Genomic DNA, 17,618 nt, shown 5'->3' with positions numbered 1-17,618 from the left:
CAGGACTGCTCGGCTGTTGCGGGTTTGCAACGGGGCCGTCAACTCGGTTGAGGAATCGTGGTCGATGGCCGGAATCCCGAAGGCGAGGCGACAACAAAAACCCCGCAGGCCGATTTCTCCTTCGGGGTTTAATTTGAGGATTGTCCGACAGGCGGCTCTATTCAGACGCGTGGGTGATGCCGTAGTACGCCTGCCGATCTTGTGCGTGATCCACCCCCGCATGAATGCGGGGGCTTCCTGATTCAACGCCGACATGCCGACAAGACCTCGGTCTTGTCGGGGGCCGTCAGCTCCACAGGCATTACATCGGCCCGATCCGGGCCTAGCTTCACCGAAGACGGCTTCGCCTTCTTCGTGCGAAGAAGCTTTTTCCTCGTTTTCGGCTTGTAGAGCCCCGACAGAAGCATGTCGATCCCGCGATCACGAATGTTGATCGCGGCGGCGTGGTCCGCGTTGTCTTCAAAGCCGCATCGCACACAATGGAAGACCGCCTGCGAGGGACGGTTCTTTGGATCTATAAGCCCGCAAACGGGGCATCGACGCGAGGTGTTCTTAGGGTCGACCTCAAGGACAAGCTTTCCGGCCTTGAGGGCCTTGTATCTCAAATAGGTTCTGACTTTCCCCCAGCCGCTCTTCAAAATGGACTCTGCCAGGCCCGCATGCGCCGAAGCACCGTTCTTGAGCGGTCGCCCGGTTTCTTCGTCGTACTCCGGAGCAGGACGTTTGACCATATTGTCGATCTTCAGCGCTTCGAGCACGATAAGCCAGGTGTCTTCGAGCGACACGAGCGCATGGCTCGTCTGATGAGCGAAGTCCTCCAGGACGTTGCGTTGGTACTGATAGGTTCGCCCCAGACGACGCTTCACTTTGCGACGGTTATTGCTCCCCTTTTTGGCCTTGGCAAGCCGGCGCTGCAGACGCTTGCGATGGCGTTCCCGACTCGCAATTTTTTGGAGCTGCTTTTTCGTAAGGCCGTAGGGGGCCTCGCGGTGGCTCGACTGCACGGGACGCGCGACGCCGCGGTCCACCCCGATCGTCTTCTTCTGCAACTCGTCCTTCGTGTATTGCATCAGACGTGCCGAGATCTCTTCTTCCGTTTCGGGAAAGCACTCGAGATCTTTGGGGTCTTCATAACAGAAGGAGACCGACAGCCCGCGAGCCGAGAGCTTCACGAAGACCATCGCGGGCATCAAGAATTCACGATGCGCCTTGAAGAGGATGCTGCCGCCGGGCTTCTGTTTGGAGCCGAACTGCAGGACGAACCACCCCTTGCGCGTGTGCGGCTCGATCGCGAAATACTTTCGAGTCAGTTGCAAGACGCGATCCGACTCCTTGATCGGATGCACCTTCGGACGGCCGGCGAGCCCGCTGAGCATTCGCCGGGACGCTTGACAAAACCGATAGGCGCCGATGCCGTAGATCATCGAGGGCACCTCGCGGAGCCACGGCATCTCCTCGAAGTCGACAAGGTGAGCGTATTTCTGATCCGGCTGCGGACGATCCACGCAACACTCCGGACGAATCGGCTGGCAGTGCCGCTTCGTCTCGTCGATCAGCCTGTAGAGGCTGTCGAAGTAGCGTTGTTCGCGCACCTTCTCGTTGTAAATGAACGACTGGGCGGCCGACCACGTTAGGTAGCCGTACCTGGAGGCGTCATTCGAGAAGCGTGCGGAAAATTTGCGTCCTTGGGTCATGGGTGAAATTGTACCGAAGGTATTTCAAAGGCTCGGGGGTCCCCGCATTTCGCTCTCACTTGAGGTCGTGGGGTCGGATTCGGACGTTGCGAATTCGGCGTAAAACAAAACCCCGCAGGCCGATCGCTCCTGCGGGGTTTTGATGTCCGTTTTCAGACGAGGGTCGGCGTTCGCGTCGGATCTTGCACGCTATCCGACGAGTGCCGACGCACGGCCCGAATTAGAACTTGTGCGTGATGCCGGCGTAAGCCTGACCGATCTTGTGCGTGTATTCGTCCTCGAAGGTCGTGATGGAAGCCGACGGATCGATCTTTTCTTCGGCGTAGCCCGCACCGAAGTAGACGGACGTGCGCTTGCTCAAGGGATAGGCGTAGCGGGCGGAGAAGCCGAGATAGGTCATGTCGGCCGAGCCCTGGACGGAGCCGTTCGTGAGGGTGTCGGTTTCGCCGTCGACATAGTAGACGCCGGCCGTGAGGTCGCCGCCGAGAACCGGGACGATCGTACCGAGGTGGAGACCGTAGCTGTCGATCCCCTTTTCGTCGCCTTCGGCCGTCGGAGCGAGGGCGCCGAGGAGGTCGGAGTAGGAACCGAAGTTCTTGCCCGCCTTCGTGTACTGGGCGAGGGCGAAGAGCTTCAGGACCTGGAGGTCGTAGTTGCCGCCCACGTAGAAAGCGTGCGTTTCGTCGTGCTCGTCGGCCGTGTTGGCGTACTTCGAGAGTTCGTAGGCGCCCACCAGCTGCAGCGGCCCGAAGTCGCCCGTCAGAGCGAGCGACGCGTAGCGGTCGACCTTGGAGGTGCCTTCCGTGCCTTCGCCGGAGACCGAATTCTGCTTGAAGGAGTACTGGGCCGTCCCCTGAACGCCCGCGAACTTCGGCGACTGGTAGGTCACCATGTTGTCGTAGCGGTCGGAAATCTGGAGGCCGAGGACGTCGTTGTCGCCGCCGTCGAAGGAGTCGGCGATCGAGTAGACGAGGTCGTACGTACCCGCGGACGAAGCGACGCCGCCCATGCGGCCGAAGGAGATCGTGCCGAATTCGCTCATGAGCGAGAGGCTCGCTTCACGGCCGAAGAGGCGGTCTTCGTACTTGAAGTTGCCGTCGTCGGAGGTGAAGCCGTTTTCGAGCTTGAAGCCCACCTTAAGGCCGTTTCCGAGCTCTTCGGTGCCCTTAAGGCCGAAGCGGGAAGCCGAGTTGTAACCCGACTGCATCCCGAAGGTGTCTTCCTTCGCACCGTCGGTCACCTTGTCGTAGGTGTAGGCGAGGCCCGTATCGATAATGCCGTAGAGGTTAACGTCGGCCGCAGCGGCGGTACCGGCAAAAGCGCCGAGGACGGCGAGGGCGGCAAGAGTCTTTTTCATGATAAGCATCCGAAATTTAGGGGAGTCGAAGCCCGCCGTCAGAAGTCAAGCGGGTTTTCCCAAATTAGCAAGAGGAAGTGACAATTTCGTTGGGTTTCCTGCCTATGCAATAACAAGTCACGGATAAACAGGAAAATGTTTCGGATGAAGAAGAGTGAGCTCGGTGTTGCATTTACGCAACAGCAATAGAGTGAACGGGTCGAATTCGGGTTTATAGGCAAAACAAAACCCCGCAGGCCGATCGCTCCTGCGGGGGTTCGATATTCGCTTTCAGACGAGTGTCGGCGTTCGCATCGGATCTTGCACGCTATCCGACGAGTGCCGACGCGCAGTCCGAATTAGAACGTGTGCGTGATACCGGCGTAAGCCTGACCGAGCTTGTTCTTGTCGGTAGCGCTGACGGGGCCGACGTTGGAGTCGATCTTTTCTTCAGCATAGCCGGCACCGGCGTAGATGGAAGTGCGCTTGCTGAGCGGGTAGACGTAGCGGGCGGAGACGCCGAGGTAGGTGGCGTCGGCGGAAAGCACGTCCGCAATGGTGTCGGTTTCGCCGTCAACGTAGTAGACCGCAGCCGTGAAGTCGCCGCCGAAGGCGGGGACGATCGTGCCGAGATGGAGACCGTAAGAGTCGATGCCCTTTTCGGTGCCGGCGAGGTTGCCGATAACGGAAAGCGGATCTTCAAGGGTACCGAAGTCCTTGGCGGCCTTCGTGTACTGGGCCATGGCGAAGAGCTTCAGAACCTGGAAGTCGTAGTTGCCGCCGAGGTAGAAGGCATGCGTTTCGTCGTGGTTGTCGGTGTTGGCGTACTTCGTGAGTTCGTAGGCGCCGACCATCTGGAGGGGGCCGAAGTCGCCCGTCAGAGCGAACGAGGCGTAGCGGTTGACCTTGGAGGTGCCTTCGTCGCCCGTGTCGGTATCAGACTTGTTGTCCTGCTTGAAGGAGTACTGAACCGTGCCCTGGACGCCCGCGAACTTCGGCGACTGGTAGGTCACCATGTTGTCGTAGCGGTCGGAGATGTTGAGACCGAGGACGTCGTTGTCGCCGCCGTCGAAGGAGTCGGCGATCGAGTAGACGATGTCGTAGGTGCCGGCGGACGAAGCCACACCGCCCATGCGACCGAAGGAGATCGTGCCGAATTCGCTCATCAAGGAGAGGCTCGATTCACGACCGAAGAGGCGGCCGCTCTGGCCGAGCGTGCCGTCGTCGGAGCTGAAGCCGTTTTCGAGCTTGAAACCGACCTTAAGGCCGTTGCCGAGGTCTTCCGTGCCCTTGATGCCGAAGCGCGAGGACGAGTTGTAGCCCGACTGCATGCCGAACTGGTTTTCGCTGCCGTTCGTGCCTTCGGTGAAGCCGGTATCGGACACGCCGAGTTCGGAGTTTTCGTAGGTGTAGGCAAGGCCGGTGTCAACGACGCCATAGACGGTAACATCGGCAGCAGCGGCGGAGCCGGCAAAAGCGCCGAGAACGGCGAGAGCGGCAAGAGTCTTTTTCATGATCTGTTTTCCGAAAAATGTGGAAGTCGAACTCCGCATTGAGAAGTCAAGCGGCTTTTTGAAAATTAGCAAAAGGCTTCGTATTTTTCGACGAAGTAGCTGTACATAAAAATCAAGACTCTGGATAAACGGGAAAGTTTCCATGGATTTTAGGGTTAAGCCTAATGTTGTGTTTTCGCAACGGCACCCCCGGGCAGGAATCGCAGATAGAGTTTACAGACGCGAAAACCCCCGCAGGCCGATCGCTCCTGCGGGGGTTGGTTTGGAAGGCCCCTCCGGGCCTGTCCGATGCGCGGACCGAATCAGAACGTGTGGGTGATGCCGGCGTACGCCTGACCGACCGTGTTCGTGTTGCGGTTCGTGCCGGCGTCGTTCTTGAGGTCGATCTTTTCTTCGGCATAGCCCGCGCCCGCGTAGAGCGAGGTGCGCTTGCTCAAGGGATAAGCGTAGCGGGCGGAAAGACCGACGTAGGAGGTTTCGGCCCAGCCGCGGCCCCAAGCGCTATGGAGCGTGGAGGTGTCGCCCTCGGCGTAGTAGACGCCGACCGTCAGGTCGCCCGCAGCCAGGGGCACGATTGTCCCGAGATGAAAGCCGTACGAGTCGACGCCTTTTTCGATGCCTTGAGTGCCCTCGAAATCGGGATCGGAGAAAGCGTCTTCGAGCGACCCCAGGTCCTTCCTGCCTTAATGTACTGGGCGAGAGCGAAGAGCTTCATAACGTGGAGGTCGTAGTTGCCGCCGAGATAGAGGATGTTGCGTCTTCGCAACGTCGGTCGGACGGAAGAGGGGAGATCGAATGGAGAGCGAAAAACAAAACCCCGCAGGCCGATCGCTCCTGCGGGGTTTCAACGTTCGATGTCAAACGCGCGTTGCTTTGTTTGTCGAATCTTGCACGCTATCCGACGTGTCCCAACGCGCTATTCGAATTAGAACGTGTGGGTGATACCAGCGTAAGCCTGGCCGATCTTGTTCGTGTAGGATTCCTTGCCGGCTTCATCCTTCAGGTCGGCCTTTTCTTCAGCATAGCCCGCGCCCACGTAGACGGAGGTGCGCTTACTGAGCGGGTAGACGTAGCGGGCGGAGAGACCGAGGTAGGTGGCTTCGGCGGAACCTTGGCCATCAGCATTGCGGAGCGTGTCGGTTTCACCGTCGACGTAGTAGACGGCAGCCGTGAAGTCGCCGCCGGCAACGGGGACGATCGTACCGAGGTGGAGGCCGTAGGAGTCGATGCCCTTTTCGATGCCTTCAGTACCGGCGAACTGAGCGCCGGAGAGCGGGTTTTCGAAGGTGCCGAAGTTTTTGTCGGCCTTCGTGTACTGGGCCATGGCGAAGAGCTTCATCACCTGGAGGTCATAGTTGCCGCCGAGGTAGAAGGCGTGCGTTTCGTCGTGAGCGTCCTTCGTGTTGGCGTACTTCGTAAGTTCGTAAGCGGCGACGGTCTGGAGGGGACCGAATTCGCCCGTCACGGCGAGACCGGCGTAGCGGTCGACCTTGGAGGTGCCTTCATCACCGGAGCCCGAAACCGAGTTCTGCTTGAAGGAGTACTGGGCCGTGGCCTGGACGCCGGCGAACTTCGGCGACTGGTAGGTCACCATGTTGTCGTAGCGGGAGGACGAGTGCATGCCGAAGACGTCGTTGTCGCCGCCGTCGAAGGCGTCGCCGATCGCGTAGACCACGTCGTACGTACCGGCAGCGGCGCCGAGGGCGCCCATGCGACCGAAGGAGAACGTGCCGAATTCGCTGATGAGCGAGAGGCTGGCTTCACGGCCGAAGAGGCGGTCTTCGTACTTGAAGTTGCCGTCGTCGGAGGAGAAGCCGTTTTCGAGCTTGAAGCCGACCTTGAGGCCGTTACCGAGGTCTTCCGTGCCGCGGAGGCCGAAGGGGGAGCCGGAGTTGTAGCCCGACTGCATCGCGAACTGGCTTTCGCTGCCGTGCGTGAGGGCGGCTTCGGACGTGGCGAGTTCGGTGTTCTTGTAGTGTACGCAAGGCCCGTGTCGACGACACCGTAGAGGTGCACGTCGGCGGCGGCAGCGGTACCGGCAAAAGCGCCGAGAACGGCGAGAGCGGCAAGAGTCTTCTTCATGATGGATTTTCCTATCCGAAAAGTTGAAGTGCCTCGCTTCTGTTGCAGCGAGTGAATTCACGATAGCAAATGCGTCAAGAAGTTTTTATTACAACAAGGTGACAAATCAGGAACTCATTGATAAACATGAATGGGCTATTTTGCGTATATGTTTTCAGTGTGTTGTATAAACGCAACACATTTTGGATATTTCTTAAAAATAGGCCATTTACAGTAGAGTAAAGTAAGATGGAGCACCTGTTTTCGTTGTTGTATTTTCGACGTACAAGAAGCAACAGGACGACCGACCGTCCGCATCCGAAAATTCGGGGCGAGAAAGGTCGAACAAAGCTCGGCCTCTCGTCCTAGGTCGAGTTCGACCACGTGCCGCCTTCGGTATAGTTGGATGAACGAGCCTCATGGGGCGTACCCGTTCCGGTGTCGAGCTTCGAGGCGACCAACCCCCTCTACGAAGTGACGATTGGACGATGCGCAAAACGAGCGGCTTGAAGGTTCCGGGCAAACGTTCCCTGCTGACGGGAGTCGTGGGACTCCTGGGGGTCGCCTGCGTACTCGCCACACCTACCCATACGGCTGCCGACGCCCCACCCGAGCGGACGCCTACGCGCACCGTTCTGATCGGCGTCGTGGAGTCGAGCGAAACGGATTTTCCCTCGACGACGCTCCGCCCCACGATCGAAGCGATCGAGCGTCATGTGCCGGGAGCGCGCGTCTCCGTGGTGCGCCTTTCAAGCATCACGCTTCTTTCCGACATCGACCGCGTTCGGCCCGACCTTTTCATTGCGCCCTCGGCCGACTTTCGTCGCGTGCTCGACGCGACGGGCGCACATCCGATTGCAACGCGCCTATCTACCGCCGCCGTCAACCCCGCGCAGTCCGTCGGGGCGGCTTTCGTTGTGCGAAGCGACCGCTCCGACATCACGACGTTGACGGACTTGAAGGGTAAGCGCACGGCCGCAACGCTCCCCACGGCCTTGGACGGGTGGCTCGCCGCCCGCCTGGAAGTGCAGGAAGCGGGCTACGACTCGAAAGATTTCTTCGGGGACGTCCACTTCATGACGTACGGCGTCCCGAACGTCGTATCGAGCGTCTTGGCCGGGAATTTCGACGTGGGGATTTTGCCTGCCTGCGCTCTGGAGCGCGCGGAAGCCCGCGGGCTCGTGGAGCCGGGAGCTTTGAAAGTGGTCGCGCCCGTCACGGACGAGCTTCTTGCCTGTCGGCATTCGACGAAGCTTTACCCCGACTGGGTGGCAGGGGCCTTACCCGGGACCGATCCCGAGCTCGCCCGGCTCATGACGATTGCGCTCTTGACGCCCGTGAAGCCCGCCGACGCCTTGACGGGCGGGCGGTACGTCTGGCAGGTGACGAGCGACTTTCATGCGGTGCGCGAATTGGAGCGGAGCCTTCACCTCGGCGAATGGGCCTATTTGGAGAGTTGGACCCCCGAAGCGCTCTGGCGGCGCTTCAAGTGGTACGTGGTTGCGATTGTCATCGCGCTCGGGCTCATTCTCTTTCACGAGTGGCGGCTTCGGCGCCTGGTCGACGTCCGTACGCGGGAGCTTCGCGAAGCGTTGGCGGAACGCGCTCGTCTTGAAGAAGCGGAGCGCGCCGCGCGCCTTCGCCTCGGAGAGCTCGAACGCATGGGCGCCATCAGTCAGCTTTGCGCCATGATCGCGCACGAATTGAAGCAGCCCGTGGGGTCCGTCATCAACTACATGGCGGTCCTTCGCATGCGGCTTGCGCAGTTGGCTGCGGGAAGCTCGACGGGGAAGGGTAAGACTCCGAATCCCATTGCCGTTCCTCCCGCGGCGGATGCGACCGACGCCGTCGACCTGGTTCTTTCCCGTGCGGCCTCGGGCGCCGAAAAGGAAGCGCGCCGCATCGCCGAGATCGTCGATCGGGTGCGCGCCTACGCCAAGCGCGAAAAGCGTTCGCCCCGACCCGTCGACCTCTACGAGCGGCTCGAAGCGGCTGTGGCCGGCGCCCGTCGGAGCCGAAAAGGGCGGATCGAAACCGACTATGCGCCCGCGGACGCGGCGGGGCACCCGATTCTCGTCGAAGGCGATCCGCTCGAACTCGAACTTCTTTTCCTGAACCTCATCAAAAACGCGCTCGAAGCTTCCGCCCAGACGACGGACCCCGCGGGTCCGCGCGTGCGGGTGATGCTCGAAACGGGCCCGCAAGCACCGGAGCTCGCGGAAGGCGACGTGCGCGTTCGCGTCGTCGACAACGGCCCGAGGCTCCCGGACGAGGCGTTCGAGCGCTTGAAACGCGTGAGCGAAAGCGTCAAAGCGGACGGCCTCGGCTTGGGGCTTGCCATCGTACGGAACATCGTCGACGAGCACGGAGCGCGGCTTGCCTTGCGGCGCCTCCCCGAATGCGGCCTCGAAGCGGCCGTGACCTTCGACAGGGTCGAGCGCTTCGAGAACAGCGAGAGCTTCAAGAGTTTCGATTCGAACACCACAACCCGCGACAATCAAAAAACCGGAGACCCCTCATGACCAAACCCCTCGTTCGCATCGTCGACGACGATGCGGCCCTCGCCGATTCGTTCGAGCTTCTGCTCACCACCATGGGCTGGGATGTTCGTTATTACCCCGACGGCCGCACCTTTCTTGAGACCGATACGCTCTCGGGCCCGGGGTGCGTGGTGCTTGACATGCGCATGCCCGGGATGACGGGCCTTGAAGTGCAGGCCGAGATGGAGCGGCGCGGGGCGACGCTGCCCGTACTCTTCCTTTCCGCGCACGGCACGATTTCGACGGCCGTTCACGCCGTGCGGCACGGAGCCGTGGATTTTCTCGAAAAGCCCGTTGAGCCCTTGGAGTTCGTTCAGAAGGTCTCGAGCGCCGTGACGCTTTCGATGCAGGCCGCTTTGGAGAGCGCCCCGGTCGACGCCCTGAAGCGAACGTTTGCGGACCTGACGCCGCGCGAACGCGACGTGGTGCGCTCCGTCCTGAAGGGGGAACAAATCAAAGAAACCGCCCGAGCGCTCGGGCTTGAGGTGAGCACCATCAAGATGCACCGCTCGAACGCCTTCGCGAAGTTCGGCGTTCATTCGCAGCGGGAGCTCCTTCGGCTCGTGCTCGAGTCGGGCGTCGCGGACCCCGAGGAGCTCCTTGATACGCACGAGGTACGGGCGTGACGGACGAAATCCACAATACCCACGCAACTCACGAATCGGACGCAAACGACCTCCGCACGACCCGTCGCGCCTTCTGCGAACGGACGGCGAAGCTTGGCGTTGGGCTGGCACTGCCTGCGTTCCCCGGGCTTTGGGGTGCGAGCGCGAATGCGGCAAGTGCTGAAGGATCCGAGAGCACACCCGTCACCGAAGCATCCCATCCGGCCGAATCGACGGAAAGGATCGAAGCCGACGTCGTCGTGGTGGGTTCGGGCACCGCAGGGCTTTCGGCTGCGGTCGCGGCCCGAGAAGCGGGCGCCCGACGCGTGGTGCTCCTTGAAAAAGGCGCGATCACGGGCGGGCACGGGATTTACTCGTCGGGCTCGGTTTCCATTGCGCGAAGGAAGCCCGAAGCAACGAACCCGGCCGAGCGCGATGCCGACGTCGAACGTATGGTGCGGGAGATTCTCGAAGCGGGCGCGGGCGAATCGAACCCCGAACTCGCGCGGATTCTCGCGGAGGAGAGCGAATCGGCCGTGCGGTGGCTTGCGGGCATGGGGGTCGAGTGGAGGCCGCTCCTATACCGCGCCGTGGGTGCGGTGACGAGCCGCAACATTTCGACGGGTACGCCCGCGGCGGGCTACGACTATGTGACGGCGCTTGCGGGGCGCGCCAAAACCCTGGGCGTGCGGTTCTTTCATTCGACCGAAGCCCTGGAACTCCTCACACGCAGCGGGGAAAAGGCGTCGTCCGACATCAAGGTCACGGGCGTTCGCGCCCGTAGGAAGAGCGCGAAAGAGGGCGCCCGGACGGTCGACTTCGTCGCTCCCGCCGTGGTGCTCGCGACGGGCGGCTTTTCCGCGAACGTCGCCATGCGCATGACCTACGACGCGAGGCTCGACGCGCGCTATCCCACGACCGCCAACCCCCGAGGGTTTCTCTTTGACGGCGCGACCGGCGACGGCATTCGCATGGCGCGCGCGGTCGGAGCGAAAGAAGTCGGCATGCGGCACATCCAGGTGATTCCCTATTCGGGCGGGCGACTGCTCGACTTCGTCGGGGGCGAAATCTGGGTGAACGACGAAGGGAAGCGCTTTGTTTCCGAGGGCGTTCCCTTCGGGGAGCTCGCCGACGCGCTGCACGTGACGGAAGGTCGGAGCTTCTGGGCGATTTCGGACGCGAGCACCCAAAAGAGCGCCACCTTGGGCGTGAAGCTCGCGGAAGGGATCGTTCGGGAAGCCCAGAGCATCGAAGCTCTGGCGGCCGCCATCGGCGTGCCGCTTTCGAACCTTTCCGCCACCATCGAACGCTGGAACTGGGACGCCCGAAAGGGATGGGATTCCACGTTCGAGCGGCCGCTTTCAGGCGTTCCTCTCACGTCGCCCCCGTTTTTCTACGGGCGGGAGACGTGGTCCGTGCACTTTACGTGCGGCGGGATCGCGATCGACGGGAAGGCGAGGGTGCTTTCAACGCGCGGGCGCCCGATCCTCGGGCTCTACGCCGCGGGAGAAACGACCGGGGGCCTGCACGGTCGCGACCGCCTGGGCGGAAACGGCCTCACGGAAACCTTCGTCTTCGGGCGGATTGCGGGGACGAGTGCGGCGGAGACTGCTTCGGTGAAGGCTTCACTGAAGGAGGCGGGATAAAGAAACCGGCGAAGACCGCACGAAGAACATGCGTATCCGCGTAACGGGCGGGAAGAGGGTGCTTGCGGGTGCCCGTCTTCCCGCCCGTCGTCGTACACGGGAAGTTCAAGAAAAACATACAAAAAGACCTGAATTACGAAGAAGATAAGGAACTCCGCGATTCCCGCCACATCCTTCGGATACCTACCGCGGTAGGTATTGGGTTCGAGAGGCGGGTCGGTAGCATGCAAAGTGTTCGGAGCAAACGCGCGTTCGAAAAAATTGAACGTGCCGCGAACGCCCGACCCAAGACCACCGACCCGCGATCGACCACCGATCGTCCCCGACACGATGTCAAAGGAGAAGACAATGAATCGTCGTCATTTCCTCGGCTCCGCCGCGCTCGGCGCCGCCGCCCTCGGCCTTTCCTCCGCCGCCAACGCCAAGGTCGTTCCCGTCGACCTCAAGTCGCGCTCGTTCGAGCCCCTGAAACTCCCGCGTCCGATTTCGCTCGCGGCCCTCACGGTGCTCGACGTCTCGCCCGCGAACCAAGTTCTCTGCGCCGCCAAGGCGGGCTACAGTCACGTCGGGATTCGCCTCGTTCCCGCAACGCCCACCGAAACGCAGTGGGACATGATCGGCGACACGCCCATGATCCGCGAAGTCGAAGCGAACCTCAAGGCGACGGGCGTCAAGGTGCTCGACATTGAAATTCTCCGCATCAAGCCCGACACGCGCGCCGTCAACTGGAAGGCCTTCTTCGAAACGGGTGCCCGACTCGGCGCGACGGACGTCCTTTGCGCGGGCAACGACCCCGACATCAACCGTTTGACCGACAACTTCGCGGAACTCTGCGAAATCGCACACCCCTACGGGCTTTCGCTTTCGATCGAACCGATGCCCTGGTGCGACGTGAGCACCGTGAAGGGTGCGGGCGAAATCATGAAGAGCGTCAACCGTCCGAACGCGGGCGTTCTCGTCGATCCGATCCACTTCTTCCGCGCGAAGAATTCGTTCGAAGACATCGACAACCTTCCGAAGGAATGTCTCAAGTACTGCCAGATGTGCGACATCACCAAAGAAGTGCCGAAGGACATGGACGGGATCCTCTACCAGGCCCGCAACTACCGCCTCTCGCCCGGCACGGGCGCCGCGGACCTGACGGGTCTTTTGAAGCACCTCCCGGGACTCCCGATTTCGATCGAAGCCTGCAACGCCGACCTCGCGCTCACGATGAGCCCGCTCGACCGCGCCCGCATGTACCTCGAAGACATGGTGGCCGTCTTGAACGCCGCGGGCGAACACTGACCCCTTTTTCCCCAAGGGCTCGGAGACCGTACCTCTCTGTACCTCAACGTACCCCGTCGTACCCCGACTCCGGGCCCCTCAACCCATCCCAGGAATCCAGCCATGATGAAAAAGTCCATTCTCGGCGCTCTGGCGCTTTCGGCACTCCTTGCCGTCGGTGCGACGGCTCCTGCGTCGGCCGCGGAAATGAAGGCCGCCGGCCCCCACGCGAGCCTTCCGTGCGACACGTGCCACAAGGGCGGTGAAATGAAGGCTCCGGCGAAGGAAACGTGCCTTACCTGCCACGAATCCTATGCGGCGGTCGCGAAGCGCACCGAAAAGATGAATCCGAATCCTCACTTCTCGCACCGCGGCGAACCCGACTGCTCCGACTGTCACAGCATGCACGCGAAGCCTCGCTTCGAATGCAACGACTGCCACACGTTCGACATCAAGATGAAGGGGGAATAACAAAATGAGCAAGACCGAACTTTCCCGTCGTCATTTCCTCGGGGCCGCGGTGACGGGCGCGGCCGCTCTGACGGTTCCCGCGGCGCGTGCGGCGTCCTCTTCGGCGGAACTTCCCGCAAAGTGGGACATGGAAACGGATGTTGTCGTTTTGGGCTGCGGGGGCGCCGGTATGATGGCCGCCTGCCAGGCGCACGACGCGGGTGCGAAGGTTGAAATCTTCGACAAAGGCATGAGTCCCTTCCATACCGCCACGAACCTCTGCGGCGGCCTTTTCACCGCCTGGGGCTCCCGCATGCAGAAGGCCGACCCGGAAGGCAGCAAGGACACCTGGGAAACCTTTGCGAACGACATCATCGCTTACGGCGAACACATGTCTTTGAAGGAACCCGTCTACGCCTTCGCGAAGCATTCGGGCGAAGCCTTTGACTGGCTCGAAGACAACGGCTTGAAGCCCCATCACCTCGAAAAGTACGCGGGTCACAGTCAGCTGCGCGCCCACCGACAGGAGTCCTTCAAGGGGCGCGACTACATCGAAGTGCTCGTCGCCGCTCTTGAAAAGCGCGGTCTCAAAATTCATCACGGCATGGGTCTCTCGAAGATCTACTACGACGAAAAGGCGAATCGCATCGTCGGTGTCGCTTGCGGCAAGGGCGACAAGGTGGTCACGTGCCGTGCGAAGAAGGCCGTCATTCTCGCGACGGGCGGCATCACCGGAACCCCCGAATCGCTCGACTTCTGGGTTCCGAGCGTCGCAGGGAAGGGGGTCGCGATCGGCGGCCCTTCGAACGACGGCGAAGCGCTCCGGATTGCCGTGCGCGACGCGGGCGTGCCGCTCTCGCACATGCAGTACATTGCGAGCTATCCCTGCGGGATCGTCGTCAACGGTCGCAACGGCCCCTACTGCCGTTGGTGGTTCATCACCGGTCAGGGCGGCATCCTCGTCAACAAGAAGGGCGAACGCTTCGTCACCGAACTCGAAGGGATCTGCCATGTGACGCCCAAGCTTGCCGCCAATCCCGACGGCTGCCACTACGTCTTGGCCGACAAGGCGACCTGGGACCGTACGTTGCAGAAGATTCAGCTGGGCGCCCTCGTGGGTCTTCCCTCCTGGACGGCCGAGCGCGTCGAAGCCGAATTCGCGAAGGGCGAAAACCTCTGGAAATGCGACACGCTTGAAGAACTCTGCGAAAAGAGCGGCGTCGATTTGAACGGACTCAAAAAGCAGATCGCCGTCTGGAACGAAGCGGTCGACACGAAGAACGACCTCCAGTTCGGTCGCAAGGACCAGCAGTGGAAGCTCACCGAAGGCCCCTGGTACATGATCCGCATGTTCCCGTGGAACAACCTCTCCTGCGGCGGCGTGCGCGTCACGGAAAAGTTCGAAGTGCTCGGCTGGGATCTGAAGCCCGTCGGGGGCTTCTACGCGGCGGGCGAAACGGTGGCGGGCGTTCACGGCGCCTTCTACTGCGGCGGCAACGCCTGCGGCTTTGCGCACACCTCGGGCTTCATGGCCGGCAAGTACGCGACGGGTTACAAGGAAGCCTGATCGCAGAGGGTTGAAGCGCACGACTCCGTTCGTCGACCGCCCGATCGGCCGATCGACACGGCGGGTGAATCTCGAACGAAGTCGCGCGTCAAGGCCCGAAACAGCGCCCGAAATCAACCTGAATTCCTTGGGGTCGCGAAGCCTCGTCCGACAAGTTCTGCGGTCGGGCGGGGCTTCGTCGTTGTCGGGCGACCCTTCGGAGGAATCGTCGGAGGCAACCTTTCCGGCCGGTCGTCGGACGGTCGTCGAGAGGTCTGCGTGCGGTCGTTTTCGCAATAATGGACTTTTAAGGGAGCGCGGCGCAGAATAGGTCGACACAGCAACAATTTCGACGGGTTGCTCGGACCGCTCTCGGTGCCCGACATACGGCTTGACACGTATCGGCGCTTGAGGGCGGGCACCCGCATGCGACCCAAGACCTCATCATCGACCATGTTCAGCCGACAACCCGAACGGAAGCGCTCCGTTTCCGCCGTTTCCCGCCCCTTGCCCGATACCGATACCGCTCCCGATCTCGATCCCCTCACACGTTTCAATCGCTTCAAGCGCCCGAGGGCGAGCGTATCCGACCGAGGGAGTGCCCACGCGCTCTCAACGCTCGCGGTGAGCATTGCTATGAGTCTGGCGCTTCTTACGGGGCGTGTCGAGGCCCTGGTTCCCGGCACCTACACGGCCGAAGCTCAAGGCATGATGGGACCCGTCCCCGTGACGGTCACCGTTACCGACCGCGAAATCACGATGATTTCGGTCGGTCCCAACCGCGAAACCCCGGGGGTGGGCGCCGTAGCGGCGCCGATGACGGCTTCGCGCATGGTGGAAGAGCAGTCGACCGCCGTGGACCTCGTTTCGGGCGCAACGCTGACGTCCCGCGCCGTCGTAGCGGCCGTGGAAAAAGCCCTCACGGCTGCGGGCGAGGACCCCAAGGCGTGGCGCAGGACCGTACCGATTCCGACTGAGATTCGCAAGGAAACCCGAACGGTCGACCTCGTTGTCGTGGGTGCGGGAAGTGCCGGCATGATTGCAGCCGTCGCGGCGCGCGAAGCGGGGCTTTCCGTCCTGGTCCTTGAAAAGGCGGACTTTTCAGGGGGCGCTTCGGGCGTGTGTACGGGGGCCTTTCTGGTGCCGGACTCCCACGTGCAGCGCGAACTCGGGATTCTCGACGATACGCCCGAAAAGTTCGAGCGCGATCTCTTGACCTGGGGCGGAGCATCGACGGATCCCGTCACCGTCAAGCTCTACTCGGAAAATGCGGGGCTTGCCGTCGACTGGCTGATCGCGCACGGCGTGCGATTCGATACTCAGTCGGGCCTCGTGCGCCCGCAGGGAAGCGAAACACCTCGAGAACTGACACTTCGCGGAGGTTGTCCCGAGTACGCGCAGCGGCTGAGAACGCTGACGGGAGAGAGCGGTGCGGAGATTTTGACGGGCACCAAGGTCGAGGGCCTTCGGATCGAGAACGGGCGTGTCGCGGGCGTTACGGCGAAGAACGGCCGCCGCGGGGTCGAGTACGAAGTTTCCGCCCGAGCCGTGCTGCTCGCGACGGGCGGGTACGGTGCGAATCGGGCGACAATTGAAGAAGCGGTTGCGGCCTCGATTGACAAGAACGGAAAGCATCCCAACGAGGAATTGCTCTCTGCGGCGCTTTACGGCGGTGTCGTTTCGGCGGACGGGGACGGTCTCGTGCTCGGCGCCGAAGCGGGTGCCGCGCGGGATTTGGGAAACGCCGCGACGGTTCGTTGGGACGGTCTTGAGGTGCTTCCGGGTACGGGGGCGTCGCTTAAGCGCGCGAACCAAGCGGTGCTCCCCCTCGGGTCGATTCTCGTCAACCGCGAGGGCGAGCGTGTCGTGAACGAAGCGGGGCCCGACGATGCGATCCTTGCCGCGCAGCACCGTGCGGGCGGGTCGCTCTTTCTCGTGATGGACGAAGGGGCGTTCGGGTCGTTTGCGGCGGCTCTGAAGGGTCGAGGTCTTACGCGCGAGACGCTCGACGGCTGGATTCGCGCGAACGAAGCCAAAACCGCGCCATCGAACGCCGAGTCGACGATTTCGGAAGAGGGAGCTTCGAATGGCGTTGCCGGTTCTGTTGCAACTGCTACTGCTCCGACGGCGACCGAAGCCGCTCCCGCGGTCTCCGAGTCCGCCTTTGCGCCCCTCATCGTGCGCGGCACGACGCTCGAAGAGGCCGCCCGCCGTGCGGGTGTCGACCCGGAGACGCTCGCCGAAACGGCCGCGCGTTACAACGGCTTTGTTCTGAACGGAAAGGACGATGACTTCGGTCGGCCCGCGTCCGCCATGACGAGCCCCTTGAGTTTGTCGGGTTTGGTCTACATTCTCGAAGAAAAGCCCCGCTACGCCACGACGCAAGGGGGGCTCATCGCGAACGGGCGACTGCAAGCCATCACGCCCGAAGGGGCCCCGATCGAAGGCTTGTGGGTTGCGGGTGAAGTCGCGCGCGGTGCGTTGGGGCAGGCGGCCGTGCCGGGCACGAACCTCGGCTGGGCCGCGACGAGCGGTCTCACGGCGGGAGCCGTGATTGCGGATACCTTGAAGCGCGAAGCGGCGAAGAACACGGCGGCCGTAACGACGGGCGGTGCGAATGCGGCCTCGGGCGCCGATACGGCCGATACGGAAGCTCCTTCCGCACCTGCGAATTCCGTGAAGCTCCCCGAATCGGAACCGCTGCCCGTGACGGGGCCGACCCCCGCGAGCGCGCTCGATCGGCACGACGCAAACCCTGCCGAAGGGCCGAGCGCGCGGGATGCGGCTTTGGACGGCTCGCGCTGAAGGACTTCCGCCGAGGTCGTACGGCGAAGCGCGGATCTTCCGAGGTCGTACAGCTCAATGAGTGAAAAGGCCGACGGTCACCCGTCGGCCTTTCCTGCTTCATGACTTTCCCCGCAATGCGGGGAAGCCTTTTCCGGAAGTCGGAGGTCGTACTT

At 62.2% G+C, this 17,618-nt stretch carries 12 protein-coding genes; 7 read left to right on the top strand and 5 right to left on the bottom strand.

Going from position 1 to position 17,618, the window contains the following annotated elements; translation table 11 throughout:
* Positions 1 to 242: 242 nt before the first annotated feature.
* The 5 genes from S6FBBBH3_RS06715 to S6FBBBH3_RS06695 all read right to left on the bottom strand — a co-directional run bounded on the left by S6FBBBH3_RS06715 (position 243) and on the right by S6FBBBH3_RS06695 (position 6,453).
* The gene (locus S6FBBBH3_RS06715; protein ID WP_120177014.1) at positions 243 to 1,694 is read right to left on the bottom strand and encodes an RNA-guided endonuclease InsQ/TnpB family protein; all 1,452 of its coding nucleotides are present in this window, start codon (positions 1,692 to 1,694) and stop codon (positions 243 to 245) included.
* Between the two features lie 220 nt (positions 1,695 to 1,914).
* The gene (locus S6FBBBH3_RS06710; RefSeq protein ID WP_120177013.1) at positions 1,915 to 3,051 is read right to left on the bottom strand and encodes a porin; all 1,137 of its coding nucleotides are present in this window, start codon (positions 3,049 to 3,051) and stop codon (positions 1,915 to 1,917) included.
* A 338-nt stretch (positions 3,052 to 3,389) separates the two neighbouring features.
* Positions 3,390 to 4,544, bottom strand: a complete 1,155-nt coding sequence (locus tag S6FBBBH3_RS06705) for a porin (protein ID WP_120177012.1) — start codon at positions 4,542 to 4,544, stop codon at positions 3,390 to 3,392.
* A 302-nt stretch (positions 4,545 to 4,846) separates the two neighbouring features.
* Complete coding sequence (locus tag S6FBBBH3_RS06700; RefSeq protein WP_120177011.1) at positions 4,847 to 5,116, bottom strand: porin family protein; 270 nt, start codon at positions 5,114 to 5,116, stop codon at positions 4,847 to 4,849.
* A gap of 353 nt (positions 5,117 to 5,469) precedes the next feature.
* Positions 5,470 to 6,453: a porin gene (locus S6FBBBH3_RS06695; protein WP_232008748.1), complete on the bottom strand. Its 984-nt coding sequence runs from the start codon at positions 6,451 to 6,453 to the stop codon at positions 5,470 to 5,472.
* Positions 6,454 to 7,093: 640 nt separating this feature from the next.
* Here S6FBBBH3_RS06695 and S6FBBBH3_RS06690 point away from each other — a divergent pair.
* The 7 genes from S6FBBBH3_RS06690 to S6FBBBH3_RS06660 all read left to right on the top strand — a co-directional run bounded on the left by S6FBBBH3_RS06690 (position 7,094) and on the right by S6FBBBH3_RS06660 (position 17,463).
* Positions 7,094 to 9,127, top strand: a complete 2,034-nt coding sequence (locus tag S6FBBBH3_RS06690) for a sensor histidine kinase (protein WP_170143857.1) — start codon at positions 7,094 to 7,096, stop codon at positions 9,125 to 9,127.
* The gene (locus S6FBBBH3_RS06685) at positions 9,124 to 9,771 is read left to right on the top strand and encodes a response regulator transcription factor (RefSeq protein WP_120177009.1); all 648 of its coding nucleotides are present in this window, start codon (positions 9,124 to 9,126) and stop codon (positions 9,769 to 9,771) included. Before S6FBBBH3_RS06690 ends, S6FBBBH3_RS06685 begins: the two co-directional genes overlap by 4 nt.
* Entirely contained in the window at positions 9,768 to 11,396 is a 1,629-nt protein-coding gene (locus S6FBBBH3_RS06680; RefSeq protein WP_120177008.1) for an FAD-dependent oxidoreductase, read from the top strand. The genes S6FBBBH3_RS06685 and S6FBBBH3_RS06680 overlap by 4 nt, the downstream gene beginning before the upstream one ends.
* Before the next feature lie 348 nt (positions 11,397 to 11,744).
* A complete protein-coding gene (locus tag S6FBBBH3_RS06675; RefSeq protein WP_120177007.1) occupies positions 11,745 to 12,683 on the top strand; it encodes a sugar phosphate isomerase/epimerase family protein in 939 nt (312 codons plus the stop codon).
* 102 nt (positions 12,684 to 12,785) lie between these two features.
* Complete coding sequence (locus S6FBBBH3_RS06670; protein ID WP_232008747.1) at positions 12,786 to 13,133, top strand: cytochrome c3 family protein; 348 nt, start codon at positions 12,786 to 12,788, stop codon at positions 13,131 to 13,133.
* A gap of 4 nt (positions 13,134 to 13,137) precedes the next feature.
* Positions 13,138 to 14,679, top strand: a complete 1,542-nt coding sequence (locus tag S6FBBBH3_RS06665; protein ID WP_120177006.1) for an FAD-dependent oxidoreductase — start codon at positions 13,138 to 13,140, stop codon at positions 14,677 to 14,679.
* A gap of 615 nt (positions 14,680 to 15,294) precedes the next feature.
* Positions 15,295 to 17,463 (top strand): FAD-dependent oxidoreductase, encoded by a 2,169-nt coding sequence (locus tag S6FBBBH3_RS06660; RefSeq protein ID WP_170143856.1) that lies wholly within the window; start codon positions 15,295 to 15,297, stop codon positions 17,461 to 17,463.
* Positions 17,464 to 17,618 lie beyond the last annotated feature (155 nt).

This window comes from Sutterella megalosphaeroides, assembly GCF_003609995.1.
GTDB classification, from domain to species: domain Bacteria; phylum Pseudomonadota; class Gammaproteobacteria; order Burkholderiales; family Burkholderiaceae_F; genus Sutterella; species Sutterella megalosphaeroides.
The sequence above is the reverse complement of the archived record's forward strand: the minus strand, read 5'-3'. Positions and strand labels throughout refer to the sequence as shown.